Genomic DNA, 15,976 nt, shown 5'->3' on the forward strand with positions numbered 1-15,976 from the left:
CCGTCGCGTACGGGTACGGGTACGGGCTCATCGGCGGGCCTCGACCAGGCGCGGCATGTCCCGGGCGGCCTCCACGAGGAACCAGGCGGGCAGCACCGGCAGTCCGTCCGCGTCGTCCGCGATGACGGTCTGCGCGACCTCGACGGAGATCTCGGCGAGCTGCACCAGGAGTGCCTTGGCGCGGTACGAGGTCTGCCGTCCGACGGCCGACACATGCTCCTTGCTCGCGGGCAGCTCCTTGACGAGGCGGCCCCGAAAAGCCTCGGCCAGGTAGTACAGCAGGTCGCGGTCCTCCAGGCGGTGCGGCCAGGACGCGTCGCCCTTGACGATGGCGTCGATGCCGTGGGCGTGCCGGACGATCTTGACGTAGCCGCAGAAGGCGACCGCGTGCGCGGGGGTCAGGGTGCCGTGCGCGACGACCTTGAGGGTGTCCTCGTCCAGGGCGGGCCCGAAGGAGTGCAGGACGTCCGAGAGCATGTGCCAGGACCGGGGTGTGGAGAACGGCTCCTCGGTCTTGGGCGGCTTCGACCAGAGGTGGTCGGGCCGGTCGGTGAGGTGGTCCAGGATCCACGGGTGGATGCCGTGGGCCGCCGCCCAGGCGAGCCAGTCCGTCGCGGACGCCTGGAGATGCACGTGCGCGAGGCGGTTGACCAGCGCGGAGGCCATGGGCCGTGCGAGCGCGTTGTCGGTGGCGCGGTTGCCGGCGCCGATGACGATGGAGCCGGCCGGCAGTTCGTAGGAGCCGATGCGGCGGTCCAGGATCAGCGAGTAGAACGCCTTCTGCACATCCGGTGTCGACGCGTTCAGCTCGTCGAGGAAGAGGCAGTACGGCTCGTCGCGGGCGATCGACTCGGGCGGGCAGAACACCGAACGGCCGTCCCGGATCTGCGGCACCCCGATGAGGTCCTCGGGCGCGAGCTGGGTGCCGAGCAGGCTCACGCACTCCAGGCCCAGGGACTCCGCGAACGCCCGCACCAGCGACGACTTGCCGATGCCCGGCGCGCCCCACAGGAACACCGGCCGCACGGTCGCGAGGCCGAGCAGCAACTCGGGAAGTCGGGCGGGGGTGACGGTGACGGCTGCCTGCACGCACGGGCTCCTGGGCGTTGACGCTGGACGGGTGCGGCCCAGTGTGCGGGGAGCGAGGTCCTCGGCGCAGCTCGATTTCGCGCGGACCGTCAGGCGACGGATGCCTGTTCGCCGCCGTCGCCGCCTTCGGCCGTGGACACGGGCGTGGTGAGCGGCACTTGGGGTCCGTCGGCCGCGCGCAGCCAGTGCCGCAGCACCCGGTGGACGTGTTCGGCGCCGACGAGTTCGGCGCCGGCGGCGACGGGGTCCGGCAGCTCGACCGGGGCGAGCAGGAACGGGCGGGCCTGGGCGCCGCCGAGCCCGCCGTGCGAGCCGATCTGCTCCTCGAACGCGAGGACTTCGCCGCCGTCGGGGTCGTACCAGGAGTTGACCATGATGTCGGCGACGTGCGGGAAGCCGTCGGTGCGGCGGACGGCGTCGGCGGCACCGGGCCCGAAGTCGGCGAGCGGGCCCGGGTCTTCGTCCAGGTCGGCGAGCGGGATCTCGGCGCCGTGCGCGCCGAGGACGAGCCCGCCGTGCCGCTCACTGGTGACCAGGACGAAGCCGACGCCCGGGTGGTTGGCGAGGGTGGACAGGAGGGCGGGGTGGCGGGCGTCGATCTCCTCGCGGGTCATCCGGTGCGGGACGTCCGGGAACGACACCAGGCCGAGATTGCCCGAGGCCAGCACGATCGGCTCCGAGTGGCGGGACGGGCGGTGCTGCTCGGCGCCCTCCTCGACGGGCCGGCGCAGCGCCGCGCGGACGGCGGCGCGGGCCTCGGCGCCGCTGTGGGTACGGCGGGCGCGGCGCGGTACGGGCAGTCCGCAGCCGGCCCTGACGAGGTTTCCGAGGGTGAGTCCGTAGCGGCCGAGGAAGGTCTCGCCGGGGCTCTGCCCGTGATCGGACAGCACCACGATCCGGTACGGGCGGGGGCTGTGCTCGGCGACCTTCTCGATCAGTGCGAGGGAGCGGTCCAGGCGCTCCAGGACCTTCGCCGCGTCCCGGCTGCGCGGGCCCGAATGGTGGGCGACCTCGTCGTACGCGACGAGGTCCGCGTAGACCGCGCTGCGTCCGGCGAGCATGTCGCCGATGACGGCGGCCACCACGACATCGCGTTCGACGACGGTCGCGAAGGCCCGGATGAACGGGTAGAGCCCGCCCCGCGAGACCCGGGGCCGACGCTTCTTGAACTTGGCGTACGTGGACTGGCCGACCTCACGGCCGACCTCGGCGAAGAAGGAGAGAACGGTACGGACGGCGTTCGCCGGGTCGCTGAAGTACGCGAAGTAGCCCGCCCGCGAACGGTTTTCGCGGCCCCGGCGCGCGGCGACCGACAGGACGAGGGCGAGTTGGTCGGCGCCGCCGCTGAACAGATTGCCCCGGCTGGCGCCGTCGACGGTGAGCAGCCCGCCGTCGCCGGTGCACCGGACGGCGCGGCGCTGGAGTTCCGCCGCGCTGGTGGGCCGGTTGCAGACCATGACCTCGCGGGTGTCCTTCTCGTACCAGCGGAAGGCGGGGATGTCGTGGTTGCTGCCGTGCAGGATGCCTAGCTGGCTGGCACCGGTCTGGCTGGACCAGTCGGTACGCCAGGGGGTGAGCCGGTGCGTGGGCTCGGCGCCGCCTTCACCGAGCCAGCCGGCCAGGGTCGGCGCGAGCCCCTGCCCGACGGCGTCCACGAGCAGGTCATGTCCGACCCCGTCGAGCTGGATGAAGACGGTGCCGGGGGTGGGCGGACAGGCGCCCGCCGTCTGTCGTCGGCGTCGTCGGTCGGCGAGCCGGTAGAGCCTGCGGCGGTACGCGTCGTCGTCCCGGACCGCGAGGGCACCGCCGGTCGCTGAGGCGACGGCGGACATCACGGCGGCGACGACCACGGCGGTCTCGGGGGCGACGTCGGTGCGCCCGGACGGATTCAGCCGCAGGGCGAGAAGGAGCAGCGACCCGTTGAGAAAGAAGACAAGCAGCCCAAGAACGAGCGCGGGAACAAGAAGCAGGGTCCGCACGAGCAAGGGCCACACCAGGGCGGACAACAGACCAAAGGCGCCGGCGCCGAGGGCGGCGGTGATCGCGATACGGGTGGCGCTGTCGCCGTCGGCGGACTGGAGCCGGAAGTCCGGGAGGACACCGGCGAGCGCGAGCATCGTGACGGTACTCACCGCCCACACGGCGATGGACCGCCACACCGCACTACCGACCGTCCGCCATCGCCCTCGCACGCGCCAACCCCACCTCACCCGGCCCTACCCGCACCCACCCTGCCACACCCCTGCCGGGGGCCGAGCACACAACAGTCCCGGCGGTGCCCGAGGGGCTACCGGCCGTCGTAACCCGCTGTCGGCATCGAGAGGCGGCGGTGGACTCTCGCCTTCATTTCCGCGTCGTAGCGCGGTTCGTCGAGGCCCGCCACCTCCACCCGTACGCCACGGCGCGCGCATTCCGCCGTGAAGTCGTCGACCGACCGCAGCGCCCGGTCGAGGACGCGTCGGTTCGGGGCGACGAAGAGGTCGATCTGGCCCGCGTCGACGTCGGTCCACAGGGCGCAGTGGTCGGGTCGCAGCGCGTGGACCAGCAGTTCACGGGTGATCACATGCCCGTGCGCGGCGGCCCACCGGGCACACATGGCGTACTGGCTGCGCGAGTCCACGAGGAAGGGGTCGGCGTCCAACTCCTCCAGCGGGATCAGACTGGCGATCGCCGCGACCCGCAGCGCGCCCGACGTACCGTCGTCGGCCAGTCCCATGGGCGCCCCTCACTTCCCGCGCTTCGGCGACGACCCTACCGGTGCCCGTAGGCTCGGGGGGAGTCGCGCGAGGGAGGAAACGGAAGTGCCGGTGGAGATCACGTGGTGGGGGCACGCCACCTGCACGGTCGAGGACTCGGGCGTCCGGGTGCTCACGGATCCGCTGTTCGTCCGCCGGCTGGCCCATCTGCGGCGCCGCGAAGGCGAAGTCCCGCCCGCCCGCGCCACCGTCGCGGACCTGGTCCTGGTCTCCCATCTGCACGCCGACCATCTGCACGTACCGTCCCTGGCCCGGCTCGCCCCCGGTACCCGTGCCCTGGTCCCGCGCGGCGCGCCCCGCACCGTCCCGGGCCTGCGCAGGCTGAGCCATCTCGACGTGACGGAGGTCTCCCCCGGCGAGGAGACGGCGGTCGGCGATCTCCTCGTACGGGCCGTGTCGGCGGAGCACGACGGGCGGCGGCTGCCCATGGGCCCCCGCCTTTCGCCCGCGCTCGGCTATGTGGTGACCGGCGAGGCCCGCACGTATTTCGCCGGGGACACCGGCCTGTTCGACGCGATGGCCGACGAGGTCGGCGCGGTGGACGTGGCGCTGCTGCCGGTCGGCGGCTGGGGCCCGTTCCTCGGCGAGAGCCACCTCGACCCGGGCCGGGCGGCCGAGGCGCTCGCCAGGATCACCCCGCGCAGCGCGGTGCCGGTGCACTACGGCACGTACTGGCCGATCGGCATGGACGGGGTGCGCCCGCACGAATTCCACTCCCCCGGCGACGAGTTCGTACGGCTCGCCGCCTCACGCGCCCCGGAGGTCGCCGTGCACCGGCTGCGGCACGGCGAGAGCGTGCGCCCCGAGGTCGCCCGGTGATCTCGCTGGCCGCGGCGGCGGTGCCCCCCGAGTCCACCCAGCAGGCGATCGGCTATCCGTCGCTGTTCCTGCTGGTGATGATCGGCGCCCTGGTACCGGTGGTGCCGACCGGCGCCCTGGTGAGTTCGGCGGCGGTGGTGGCCTTCCATCAGACGGCGCCGTTCTCGATGCTGCTGGTCTTCGGGGTCGCCTCGCTCGCGGCGTTCGTCGGGGACGTGGCCCTGTACTGGCTCGGGCAGCGCGGTATGAGTTCGAAGAACGGCTCCCGCTGGCTGGAGGCGATCCGCGACCACGCCCCGGAGGACCGCCTCGAACAGGCTCAGGCCAAGCTGGCCGACAACGGCGTGACCGTCCTCGTGCTGTCCCGGCTCGTCCCGGCCGGCCGTATCCCGGTGATGCTGGCCTGTCTCATGGCCCGCTGGCCGCTGCGCCGTTTCGCGCGCGGCGACATACCGGCCTGTCTGGCGTGGGCGGTCACGTATCAGCTGATCGGGATACTCGGCGGCTCGCTGTTCCAGGAGCCGTGGGAGGGCGTCGCCACGGCGGTGGGGCTGACGCTGGTGATCAGCACGGTGCCGATACTGTGGCGCCGGATGCGCGGCCCCGCCGCCTGAGAGCCGGACACGATCAACGGCGCGCGATGACCGGTCGGCGATCACCGGCCCGCGATCACCCGCGCGCGATCACCGCTCCAGGACCCGCGAGGCCCCCACCGGCAGATCCCACAGGTCCGCCCGGTCCAGACCGGTCCGCTCCCAGGCGGCCCGCACCCGGGTGAGCGGTTCGAGTACGGGCTCCGCCGACAGCAGGAACGTGCCCCAGTGCATCGGGGCCATCCGCCGCGCCCCGACGTCCCGCGCCGCCCGTACCGCCTCCTCGGGATCGCAGTGGACGTCCCTGAGCCACCAGCGCGGGTCGTACGCGCCGATCGGCAGCAACGCCAGATCGATGTCCGGATAGCGGTGGCCGATCCGCGAGAACCAGTGCCCGTACCCGGTGTCGCCCGCGAAGTACACGCGCTGCCCGTCGCCGTCCGTGAGCACCCAACCGCCCCAGAGCGTGCGGCAGGTGTCGCGGATGCCGCGCTTGGACCAGTGGTGGGCCGGCACGAAGTCGAAGCGGACCCCGCCGATCCGTGCGGCCTCCCACCAGTCGAGTTCGGTGACACCGCTGAACCCCCGGCGCCGGAACCAGGCGCCGAGCCCGGCCGGTACGAGGACGGGCATGCCCCTCGGCAGCCGGGCGAGGGTCGGCGCGTCGAGGTGGTCGTAGTGGTTGTGGCTGATGACGACGGCGTCGACACGGGGCAGCGCGCCCCAGGCCACCCCCACGGGCGTGATCCGTGCCGGGGTGCCGAGGATCTTGCGGGACCACACAGGGTCGGTGAGGACGGTGAGCCCGCCGATCCGCAGTACCCAACTGGCGTGCCCGACCCAGGTGACCGCGACCGTACGGGCGTCGACGCGCGGCAGCGGGCCCGGCTCGAACGGCAGCCGGGGGATGTCGTGCAGGCCGGCGGGACGCGGGCGTACGGCACCCTCGCGGGCGAAGCGGGCGAAGCCGCGCAGACCGGGCAGCGGGGCGGTGAGCCGGTCGGCGAACGACTTGGGCCAGATACGGGTGCCGCCGAGCGGACGGGGCTCGGCGAGCGGACGCGGCGGGAGGCCGGGGGTGGGGGCGGTTCCGGGTGCGGGTGTTCCGGGTGCGGTTCCTGCTCCAGGTACGGGTCCGGTGAGCTGCCCGGTCCGCTCCGTGGGCCCTGTCGGCTCCGGCGGATCGGTGGGCTCCTTCTGCTGCGTCTGCTGCGTCATCGAGGCTCCCTTCGCTGGGCATCGGCGCGGAGGTCGTCGAAAGCCGTGCCGAACATCGTCAACGCGCGTTCCACGTACGGCATTTCCAGGGGGTCCGACGCGGTGAGGGTTTCCGCGCGCTGCCGTTCGGTGGTGCCGAGCAAAGGCGCGGTGCACAGCCGTACCCGCAGGGCGCCGAGGTCGTCGCCGAAACGGTGGCCGCCGGGCGCGGGCATGCCGAGCAGTCCGGTGAGGTAGTCCTCCAGTTCCTGGGCGTCGCCCACGCCCCGGACGGCGAGCGCGGGGCGCAGCGGGCCCAGGTCGACGTACAGATGGCGGCCCGCGCGCGGGGGCAGCGCCAGGGCTCCCGCGCGCTGGACGCCGCGGTGCGCGGCGGTGGCGACGGCGCCGTGCACGCGCGCGGAGGCGGTGAGGCGGGCGGTGACCCCCTCGGGTTCGGCGAGCGCGTGGGCGGCGACCGCGGCGACCGGTGCCGCGATCCGGCCGCCGACGGCGGTGAGCACGTCGAGTACCCCGTCGCGCAGCCGCAGGCCCTCCTCGGTCGACGGGAACCGCGCGACGGCGGCCGGCCAGCCGCCCGGCAGGAACGCGCCCGCGAGATCGACGACGACGGTCACGCGGTCCGGCAGCATCTCGGCGGGACCGAGCAGGACGGGCCGGGAATCGGCGCCGTGCGTACCGTCAGGGGTGCCGTAGGGGTGCAGGGTGTCCCGCCAGGTCTCGTCGCTGACGACGTACAGACCGGCGCTCGCCGCGGCCTCGACCGTCTCGTGCAGGACCTCCGGCGGCGGCACGGTCGCCGTCGGGTCGTCGGCCACGGACAGGACGAGCAGTCGGGGGTCGCCGCCCTCGGCCCGGACCCGCCGGACGGTCTCCAGGAGGGCGTACGGGTCCGGGACTCCCCCGCACTCGGCGGGCGTCGGCACATGGAACACCGAGCGGCCGAGGAGCCGCGCCTGCGGTACCCACCAGGCGGGGCAGGGCCGGGGCACCAGGATGTCGCCGCCGAGCACGGCGGTCAGCGCGAGCAGCAACGGGGGCGCGCCCGGCGCGGCGGCGACGTGTCCGCGTCCGGTGGACAGTCCGCGTCGCGCCCAGTACCCGCAGGCGGCGTCGAGGAGCGCGGGGCCGCCGCCCGCCGGCTCCGCCGCCGTGCCGTCGGCCGCCGCGGTGAGCGTCCGGGACAGCTCGGGCAGGACGGGGAAGCCCGGTTCGGGCAGGGGCGGGCCGTAGCGGACGGGGCCGTGGCCCTCCGGGTCCGTCCGCCGCATCCCTACCTCCCCGTATGTCTCGCCGCGCCGATGACGTTCGGGCCCGTACCGGCGATCTCTCCGTACCAGCGATCTCCGTACCCAGGGTCGCCCTCTCGTATCTCCGTCGCGACCGGATATCCGTGCCCGACAGTCGATTACCGGACGTTCTGCGGACGGGTGTTGGCGCGCGCCGGGGTCCGCCGGGCGCGCGGAGTCAGCTCTCGGTGGTCCCGCTGTCCGTGTCCGTCTCCTTGCGCCGCACCGCGTAGACGGCCGCGCCGAGCGCACCGGCGATCAGGACGCCGCCGGTGACCAGGGCGGTACCGGAGTCCGTGAAGGTGCCGCCCTCACCGGCGTGCACACCGTGCCGGAAGCCGGTCTCGCGGACCACGGTGAAACTCGCGGACCAGCGGCGCTCGCCGGGGCAGTGGCCTTCGACGCTCCACTCGGAGACCGGGCCCACGGAGTCCGGGCCGCCCTCGAAGTTCTCGCCCCGGGCGATCCGGGCCCGTCCCTTGTAGGCGCCGCCGTCGGCCTTGTGCAGCCGGACGCGGCCCTCCTCGAACGCCCGCGAGTGCGCCTCGATGAACTCGGGGTCCCGGCCGCCGCCCCGCTCGCCCTCACGTCCCCGCTCGCCGTCCCGGCCGCCCTCGTGCCCGCCGCGTCCGCACGACACATGGATCTCCACGGAGCCGCCGGGCTCGACCCGGTGCGGGCGCACCTCGGCGCCCGGCTCCGCGTACGCGGTGGACGCGGTGCCGAGCACGGACAGCACGGCCAGGGCACCTACGGCCAGGAAGGGGACGGTGCGGGGCATGGGTACGGGCTCCTTCGGCCGGGGACGACGGGCACGGTGGCGCACCCGTCAAGCCCATCAGAGCCCGGCCGCCGCGAGGCCGCCCCCGGCCGGAGCCATTCGCATGACGCGCACCGCCGCCCGGGTGACCGGACGCATGGCGGCCCCTGCCCGGCTCACGGGGCCAGCGACGCGAGTTCCTTCTCCAGGCCCCGACCCCGGGTCTCGACCAAACCGGCGGCGACGTCCACGAGTTTGCGGTTGGCGTGCTGCGAGATCCGGCGCAGCACGGCGAACGCGCCCTCCGCGTCGCAGCCGAGGATGTGCATGACGATCCCGCACGCCTGGTCGACCACCGGCCGGGTGCGCAGGGCCGCCTCCAACTGGTCCACCTCGGCGAGGGCCGCGCGGTACGAGCGGTCGCGGACGAGACACGCGGCGGCGAGGCCCCCGAGCGCCCGCGCGGGCCCGTGCCCGGCGCCGCGCAGCGCGCCCGGCCGGAAGCTGTAGAGGCTCAGCGTGACGGTGAGGCCCGCGCGCCGGAACGGCAGTGTGACCCCGGCGCGGACACCCGAGTCGAGGGCCACGGCCCGGTAGCGGGGCCAGCGTTCGTCGTGCAGCAGGTCGGCCGTGTCGACGCACTCGCCCCGGGCGACGGCGGCCGGGATCGGTCCGTCCCCGGTGCCGAGTTGGACGGAGACCAGGGCCGACAGATCGGGGTGGGTGACGGCGGCCGGGCGGTCCGTACCGGCGTCGGAGACCGTGGCGACCGCGCCGCAGCAGTCGGCCGTGCACCGGACGGCCTGTTCGGCGAGTTCCGAGAGCCGGCGTCCGGGCAGCGCGGACTCCGGTGACTCGGGTCCGATGTGCTCCCTCTGGTCCGTTTCCGTCATGTCCCACGCCTCCGCCGCTCGCCCCGCGCCTTCGGTCTCTTCGGGCGCCTTCCCCGTCCGGGCCTCGGAAAACGGCGCGAGGGGCTACGTTCGGCCCATGGCGCAGACGGAGGAGTTCGGTGAAGAACTCGCGGACTTCGTGCGGCGCGTCGCGGAGCTGAAGTCGGCGCGCACCGTCCCCCGGGACGACCTGTCGACGGTTCTGGACGCGGCGCTGTTCGAACTCGACCACGTGGTGGCCCAGTTGTGGCCGTGGTACGAGCGGCTGACGGGCGCCGACGCACCGGCGCGGCCCTCGGGCGACCGGCAGGAACAGCAGTTGCTACGGGCAGTGTTCCAGCGGTTTCCGCTGCCGGTGGTCCTGGTGGACCGCGAGACGGTGGTGCGCCGGATGAACTTCGCCGCGACCGGTCTGACCGGTGTCCGCGCGGGCTACGCGACCGGCCGGGCGCTGTCCGGGCTGCTCGCGCACCCCGACCGGGCGGCGTTCCGCTCACAGGTGGCGGCGGTGGCGCGCGGGGACGGGGACCGTGGGGTGACGGTCCATCTGCAACAGCTTCCGGCGGCGCCGGTGCGGGCCACGCTGACGGCGGTTCGGCCGAGTTCCGAGCCGCGTACCGCCGTCCTGGTGGTGCTCCAGGCCGCCGACTCGGAGATCCCGGCGGCTGAGGCGGCGCCCGGTCCGCTGCCCGATCTCGGCGAGGCGACCCGGCACACGGCCCTGATGGACCTCGTGGACGTCATGGCCACCTGTCTGCTCGGCGCGCCCGCCGGTGATCCGGCCGCCGTCCTGGAGCGGGCGGCCGGGGTGCTGCGCGGCCGGTTCGCGGACTGGGTGGTCGCCGACACCGGCGCGGCGCGCCCGGTCCGCACCGCCGTACTCGCGCCGGAGGGTACGGAGGCCGGTGCCGTCGCCGCCGTGGCCGGGCAGGATCCGGCGGACTGTCCGCTGGTGGTGGAGGCGGCGCGTGGCGGTTCCACGGCGCTTCAGGTGCGGCCCGCGGACCCGGAGGCGTTCGGCCGGGACACGGCGGGTGAGCCGGTGCTCGCCGCGCTGAACGTGACCTCGCTGCTGTGTGTGCCGCTGGCGATCGGGGAAGGCCCGGACGCGGGCGCGGTGCAGGGGGTGCTCACCCTCCTGCGTACGGGCGCCCGGCAGGCGTTCTCGATGGCCGAGGCACGGGCGGTGGACGTGATGTCGCGGCACATCGCGCTCGCGGCGCGGCGAAGACGGTGAGCGGTGGCCGCCCAGGTCGTCACGCGGCGTCGTCGAGGACCTCGGCCCGCAGCCGGTCGCAGCAGCGGCTGATGAGCCGGGACACATGCATCTGCGAGATGCCGAGCTGTTCGGCGATGCGGCCCTGGGTCATGTCGCCGAAGAACCGCAGGTAGAGGATGGTCCGGTCGCGCTCGGAGAGCTGCTGGATCCTGGGCTTGACGGCCTCGCGGTCGATGACGACGTCGAGCGCGGGATCGGGAGCGCCGAGCGCGTCACGCAGCGCGTATCCGTCGCCGTCCCCGGAGCCGCCGGAGATCTCGGCGTCCAGGGACAGCGCGGTGAAGCTCTCCAGCGCCTCAAGTCCGGTACGGGCCTCCTGCTCGGTGAGCTGGGCCCGCTCGGCGATCTCGGCGAGGGTCGGCCGGCGCCCGGAGACGGTCCCCGCCAGGTCCTGTTGCGCGAACCGCACCCGGTTGCGCAACTCCTGGACGCGGCGCGGCACATGGAGGGTCCACAGATGGTCGCGGAAGTGCCGTTTGATCTCACCGGTGACGGTGGGCACGGCATAGCTCTCGAAGGCGTGCCCGCGCTCCGGGTCGTAGCGGTCGACGGCCTTGACCAGGCCGAGTGCGGCGACCTGGCGCAGATCCTCCAGGGACTCGCCGCGTCCGCGGAACCGTCCGGCGAGCCGGTCCGCCATCGGCAGCCAGGCCCGGACCAACTCCTCGCGCAGGGCGTCGCGTTCGGCCCCGTGGGGCAGCCCCACGAGCCGGCGGAAGTCCGCGGCCGTGTCGGGGGCGTCGTGGTGGGGATGGTGCTTCGCGCTCGCATGGATAGGCATGATGCGTGCCAACTCCCGTAGGTCCGCGGTGGGGAAGGTCACCGTGGGAGCGCGCGCGACCGTCACAGGGCACACCCGGGGCGACTCTCCCGCCATCCCACGGACGTGCCTCCGTTCCGAAGCACACAGGGCGCGTGCCCGAGCGACGGCCACCCAAACACACCGCCGGCCGCGCTCCGTTGACGGCACCACGGATGTCGACGGTCGGATTCGCGGGCGTGAAGGGGCATGGTCGGGTCGGGTGGGGGTACTGCGGTGGGGAGGCGGGGGTGGGAAGGGGTGTGTGGGTGTGGTTGTTTGCGTCAGGGACGTGATGACGTCGGCCGTGGTGGCCGTGTCGCCCGACGCCTCGCTGGTCGAGGCCGCGCAGGTGATGCGGGCCCAGGACATCGGTGGGGTGCTGGTCGCCGAGGGGCGGCGGCTCATCGGGGTGCTCACCGACCGTGACATCACGTTACGGGCCGTCGCGGAGGGTGCGGATCCGCTGACCGTGAGCGCGCGGGCCGTGTGCACCCGGCACCCGGTCGTCGTCGGCCCCGACGACGCGCTGGCCGACGCCGTACGGCTGATGCGGGAGCACTCCGTGCGGCGGCTGCCCGTGGTGGAGGACGGGTGTCCGGTGGGGATCGTCAGCTTCGGGGACCTCGCGGACGCGCTGTCCTGAGCCCGCGCGTCACGTCAGGTACCGGATCCGGTGGGTCAGGCGCCGACGCCCGCCCCGTCCGTCACCCCGGCGCCCGTCCCGGCGTCGCCCTCCGCCTCGGCCTCCCGTTCGCGGGCGCCCGCACGGGTCCTGCCCCGGGCGACCGGACGGCGCGGGTGGCGCCGCAGGTACTCGCCCTCCAGCTGGGCCATGCGTTCGTTGTGGGTGTGCAGGGCCTCGTTCGAGCCGTGCAGCAGCGTGTCGTGGCGGGTGCGGTGGATGGTCTCCAGCTCCCGCATCAGTTGCTGGTCGTCCAGACGGCCAGGCTCGACTCCGATCATGGTGCACCCCACTCGGTCGTCGTGTCCTTGCCTCCACTGTACGAACGGTCGGCCGATCGGGCCCCTCGCAACGTCTCCCGGCCCCTCACCGCTGACCCCTACCGGGCCCGCTCCACCCGTCGCTCGTCCCATACCGGCTCCGGGGTCTCCCGTACCCGCCCGTCGCTGCCGAAGACCAGATACCGGTCGAAGGAGCGCGCGAACCAGCGGTCGTGCGTGACCGCGAGTACCGTGCCGTCGAACGCCTCCAGACCCTCCTGAAGGGCCTCCGCCGACTCCAGGTCCAGGTTGTCCGTCGGCTCGTCGAGGAGCAGCGCCGTGACCCCCGTCAGCTCCAGGAGCAGGATCTGGAAACGGGCCTGCTGCCCCCCGGAGAGCCGGTCGAAGGACTGTTCGGCCTGACCGGTCAGCTCGTACCGCCGCAGCCGTGACATCGCGGCACCCCGGTCCTTGGCGTGATCGCGCCAGAGGATGTCGAGGAGGGTGCGGCCCTCCAGCTCGGGGTGCGCGTGGGTCTGCGCGAAGTGTCCCGGCACGACCCGGGCCCCCAGCTTCCAGCCGCCCGTATGGCCGACGTCGCCGCCCGCGAGGAGCCGCAGGAAGTGGGACTTGCCGGAGCCGTTGGAGCCGAGGACGGCGACCCGCTCGCCGTAGAAGACCTCCAGGTCGAAGGGTTTCATCAGGCCGGTCAGCTCCAGGCCCTCGCAGGTGACGGCCCGCAGCCCGGTGCGCCCGCCGACGATCCGCATCCGGATGTCCTGCTCGCGCGGCGGCTCCTGCGGCGGCCCGGCCTCCTCGAACTTCCGCAAGCGGGTCTGCGCGGCCTTGTACCGCGACGCCAACTCCGCGCTGTTCTCGGCGGCCTGACGCAGCGCCAGGACGACCTTCTTGAGCTGGGCGTGCTTCTCGTCCCAGCGGCGCCGCAACTCCTCGAAGCGGGCGAAGCGTTCACGCCGCGCCTCGTGGTACGTACCGAAGCCGCCGCCGTGCACCCAGGCGTCGGCGCCCGCCGCGCCCGGCTCCACGCTGACGATCTTCTCGGCGGCGCGGGCGAGCAGTTCCCGGTCGTGCGACACGAACAGGACGGTCTTACGGGTCTCCTTCAGGCGCTCTTCCAGCCAGCGCTTGCCGGGCACGTCGAGGTAGTTGTCCGGCTCGTCGAGGAGCAGGACCTCGTCGGTGCCGCGCAGCAGGGCCTCCAGGACGAGCCGTTTCTGCTCGCCGCCGCTGAGGGTGCGGACCTCACGCCACTGCGCCTGCTCGTAGGGCACGCCGAGTGCCGACGTGGTGCACATGTCCCACAGGGTCTCGGCCTCGTACCCCCGGGCCTCGGCCCAGTCGGCGAGCGCCTGCGCGTACCGCAGCTGCGCGGCCTCGTCGTCCACGGTCATGATGTCGTGCTCGGCGGCGTCGACCGCCTTCGCGGCGGCGCGGATACGGGGGGTCGCGACCGACACCAGCAGGTCCCGTACGGTCGTCCCGTCCCGTACGGATCCGACGAACTGGGGCATCACACCGAGGCCGCCGCTGACCCTGACCGTGCCGCCGTGCGGCTTCAGGTCGCCCGAGACGATCCGCAGCAGGGTGGTCTTCCCCGCGCCGTTCGGCCCGACCAGGGCGACGATCGCACCCTCGCCGACGCGGAACGAGACATCCCCGAGCAGCGCCCTCCCGTCCGGCAGGTAGTACTCCAGGTGTGCGGCTTCCAGATGTCCCATACCGCGCATTGTCCGTGCCGTGCCGGGGCCGCGTCCAAGTGATTTTCACCGCGCCCGGTTCGGCAGAGGGACGCACCGCGCGTCGGGACGCCGGGAAGCGGGTACCCGTGCCGAATGCGTCCTGACGTCGACACCTTCGCCCTGCCGCCCCGCCCGGCCGCCGCCCTCGGTCGCCTCGGCGGTTTCCTGAGCCGGGTGCCCGGCGACTTCCTGGGCCGGGTGCCCGGCGACCTCTTGAGCCGGGTGCCCAGCGCGTCCGGCCGGCTGTTCGCACCGTCCGCGCCACCTCCCGCGCCCGGACTACGGGACCGGCTCGCCGGACTGGATCGGGGCCTGTTCGATGCGGTCGCCACGCACCGCTGGCCGGGCGGCGACCGGGTGCTGCCCCGGTTGAGCCGGAGCGCGAACCACGGGCTGCTGTGGGGCGGTGTCGCCGTGGGCCTCGCCGCCACGCGCACGCCCCGGGGCCGCCGGGCCGCCGTACGCGGGATGGCGTCGCTCGCGCTGGCGTCGGCGACGATCAACACGCTGGGGAAGCGGTCGGTGCGCCGGGCGCGGCCGATACTGGACGCGGTCCCCGTGGTGCGGCGGCTGAAGCGGCAGCCGGTCACCACGTCGTTCCCTTCGGGGCATGCCGCGTCGGCCGCCGCGTTCGTCACCGGCGTGGCCCTGGAGTCACGGGGCTGGGGCGCGGTCGTCGCGCCGATCGCCGTGTCGGTGGCGTTCTCCCGGATCTACACCGGTGTGCACTATCCGGGCGACGTCCTGGTGGGCGCCGCGCTGGGCGCGGGCGCCGCGTTCGCGGTACGGGGTCTGGTGCCGACGCGCGACCAGATGCCGGCGCCCGGCCGGCCGCTCGTGGACGCGCCGGCGCTGCCGGAGGGCCGGGGCCTGGTGATGGTGGTGAACACGGCCGCCGGCACCCCGGAGCGGATGCGTCCGGTGCGGGACGCGCTGCCGCACGCGGAGATCGTCGAGTGCGCGGGTCCGGAGGTGGCGGCCGAGCTGGAGAAGGCGGCGTCCCGCGCGGTCGCCCTCGGGGTGTGCGGCGGCGACGGCACGCTGAACACGGCGGCGGGTGTGGCGCTGCGGCACGGGCTGCCCCTCGCGGTGCTGCCCGGCGGCACGCTGAACCACTTCGCGTACGACCTGGGGATAGAGGACCCGCGGGACACGGTCCGGGCGGTCGAACGGGGTGACGCGGTCGCAGTGGACGTGGGCAGGTTCCGGTCCGAGAAGACCTCGGGGTACTTCCTCAACACCTTCAGCCTGGGCGCGTATCCGGAGCTGGTGCGGGAGCGGGAGCGCTGGTCGCGGATCGGCGGGCGGCTCGCGGATGTGGTGGCGGCGGTGCATGTGCTGCGCCGGGACCATCCGCTGGAGGCCGTCGTGGACGGGCGGCGCCGGCCGCTGTGGATGCTGTTCGCCGGCAACTGCACGTACAGCCGGATGGGTCTGACGGCCGGGCGACGGGTCGATCTCGCGGACGGACTGCTCGATGTACGGGCCGTGCACGGTGGCCGCTGGCCGGGCATCCGGCTCCTGGGCGCGGCGCTGGCGGGGCCGCTGTCGCGGTCGCCGTTCCACGCGGCGGTACGGCGTCATCGGCTGCGGGTGGAGGGGATCGCGCCGGGGACACCGCTCGCGTACGACGGGGAGGTCGCCCCGTGCGGTCCGTCTCTGGTCGTGGACAAGCTGCACGAGTCGCTCACGGTGTACCGCCCGCTGACGCTCTGAGCCCCGCGAGTGTTTCGTATAGCGAGACGAATGGTCTCAGCATGCGACATGCGGCGTACG

The 15,976-nt window shown here is 73.9% G+C and carries 15 protein-coding genes; 5 read left to right on the forward strand and 10 right to left on the reverse strand.

Going from position 1 to position 15,976, the window contains the following annotated elements; all coding sequences use genetic code 11:
* Positions 1-27 precede the first annotated feature (27 nt).
* The 3 genes from ACFVT5_RS21825 to ACFVT5_RS21835 form a co-directional block, all read right to left on the reverse strand.
* Positions 28-1,089 carry an AAA family ATPase gene (locus ACFVT5_RS21825; protein ID WP_389890248.1) on the reverse strand — a complete coding sequence of 354 codons (1,062 nt, stop codon included), beginning with the start codon at positions 1,087-1,089 and terminating at the stop codon, positions 28-30.
* A gap of 89 nt (positions 1,090-1,178) precedes the next feature.
* Complete coding sequence (locus ACFVT5_RS21830; RefSeq protein WP_389890251.1) at positions 1,179-3,281, reverse strand: phage holin family protein; 2,103 nt, start codon at positions 3,279-3,281, stop codon at positions 1,179-1,181.
* A 95-nt stretch (positions 3,282-3,376) separates the two neighbouring features.
* Positions 3,377-3,805 (reverse strand): hypothetical protein, encoded by a 429-nt coding sequence (locus ACFVT5_RS21835; RefSeq protein WP_389890254.1) that lies wholly within the window; start codon positions 3,803-3,805, stop codon positions 3,377-3,379.
* 85 nt (positions 3,806-3,890) lie between these two features.
* Between ACFVT5_RS21835 and ACFVT5_RS21840 the strand changes: the two genes are divergently transcribed.
* Together ACFVT5_RS21840 and ACFVT5_RS21845 are read left to right on the forward strand one after the other, a co-directional pair.
* Positions 3,891-4,664, forward strand: a complete 774-nt coding sequence (locus ACFVT5_RS21840) for an MBL fold metallo-hydrolase (protein ID WP_389890257.1) — start codon at positions 3,891-3,893, stop codon at positions 4,662-4,664.
* Positions 4,661-5,278: a DedA family protein gene (locus ACFVT5_RS21845; protein WP_389890260.1), complete on the forward strand. Its 618-nt coding sequence runs from the start codon at positions 4,661-4,663 to the stop codon at positions 5,276-5,278. Before ACFVT5_RS21840 ends, ACFVT5_RS21845 begins: the two co-directional genes overlap by 4 nt.
* 69 nt (positions 5,279-5,347) lie before the next feature.
* Here ACFVT5_RS21845 and ACFVT5_RS21850 read toward each other — a convergent pair whose 3' ends face one another.
* The 4 genes from ACFVT5_RS21850 to ACFVT5_RS21865 all read right to left on the reverse strand — a co-directional run bounded on the left by ACFVT5_RS21850 (position 5,348) and on the right by ACFVT5_RS21865 (position 9,417).
* Positions 5,348-6,475, reverse strand: a complete 1,128-nt coding sequence (locus tag ACFVT5_RS21850) for an MBL fold metallo-hydrolase (RefSeq protein WP_389890263.1) — start codon at positions 6,473-6,475, stop codon at positions 5,348-5,350.
* Complete coding sequence (locus tag ACFVT5_RS21855; protein WP_389890266.1) at positions 6,472-7,746, reverse strand: aminotransferase class I/II-fold pyridoxal phosphate-dependent enzyme; 1,275 nt, start codon at positions 7,744-7,746, stop codon at positions 6,472-6,474. The genes ACFVT5_RS21850 and ACFVT5_RS21855 overlap by 4 nt, the downstream gene beginning before the upstream one ends.
* Positions 7,747-7,942: 196 nt before the next feature.
* Positions 7,943-8,545, reverse strand: coding sequence for a hypothetical protein (locus ACFVT5_RS21860; protein WP_389890268.1), 603 nt, complete (start codon positions 8,543-8,545; stop codon positions 7,943-7,945).
* A gap of 155 nt (positions 8,546-8,700) precedes the next feature.
* Complete coding sequence (locus tag ACFVT5_RS21865; RefSeq protein ID WP_389890271.1) at positions 8,701-9,417, reverse strand: ANTAR domain-containing response regulator; 717 nt, start codon at positions 9,415-9,417, stop codon at positions 8,701-8,703.
* A gap of 97 nt (positions 9,418-9,514) precedes the next feature.
* Between ACFVT5_RS21865 and ACFVT5_RS21870 the strand changes: the two genes are divergently transcribed.
* Complete coding sequence (locus ACFVT5_RS21870) at positions 9,515-10,654, forward strand: PAS domain-containing protein (protein ID WP_389890274.1); 1,140 nt, start codon at positions 9,515-9,517, stop codon at positions 10,652-10,654.
* A gap of 19 nt (positions 10,655-10,673) precedes the next feature.
* Here ACFVT5_RS21870 and ACFVT5_RS21875 read toward each other — a convergent pair whose 3' ends face one another.
* Positions 10,674-11,477 (reverse strand): SigB/SigF/SigG family RNA polymerase sigma factor, encoded by an 804-nt coding sequence (locus tag ACFVT5_RS21875; protein WP_389890277.1) that lies wholly within the window; start codon positions 11,475-11,477, stop codon positions 10,674-10,676.
* Between the two features lie 313 nt (positions 11,478-11,790).
* On the opposite strand from ACFVT5_RS21875, the gene ACFVT5_RS21880 reads away from it, so the two are divergent.
* Positions 11,791-12,141: a CBS domain-containing protein gene (locus ACFVT5_RS21880; protein WP_389890280.1), complete on the forward strand. Its 351-nt coding sequence runs from the start codon at positions 11,791-11,793 to the stop codon at positions 12,139-12,141.
* Between the two features lie 35 nt (positions 12,142-12,176).
* Here ACFVT5_RS21880 and ACFVT5_RS21885 read toward each other — a convergent pair whose 3' ends face one another.
* Both ACFVT5_RS21885 and ACFVT5_RS21890 read right to left on the reverse strand, forming a co-directional pair.
* Entirely contained in the window at positions 12,177-12,461 is a 285-nt protein-coding gene (locus tag ACFVT5_RS21885) for a DUF6158 family protein (protein WP_389890283.1), read from the reverse strand.
* Between the two features lie 98 nt (positions 12,462-12,559).
* Positions 12,560-14,179 (reverse strand): ABC-F family ATP-binding cassette domain-containing protein, encoded by a 1,620-nt coding sequence (locus tag ACFVT5_RS21890; protein WP_389890286.1) that lies wholly within the window; start codon positions 14,177-14,179, stop codon positions 12,560-12,562.
* Between the two features lie 114 nt (positions 14,180-14,293).
* On the opposite strand from ACFVT5_RS21890, the gene ACFVT5_RS21895 reads away from it, so the two are divergent.
* Positions 14,294-15,916, forward strand: a complete 1,623-nt coding sequence (locus tag ACFVT5_RS21895; protein WP_389890289.1) for a bifunctional phosphatase PAP2/diacylglycerol kinase family protein — start codon at positions 14,294-14,296, stop codon at positions 15,914-15,916.
* Positions 15,917-15,976 lie beyond the last annotated feature (60 nt).

It is taken from the genome of Streptomyces sp. NPDC058001 (assembly GCF_042886315.1).
Classification (GTDB): domain Bacteria; phylum Actinomycetota; class Actinomycetes; order Streptomycetales; family Streptomycetaceae; genus Streptomyces.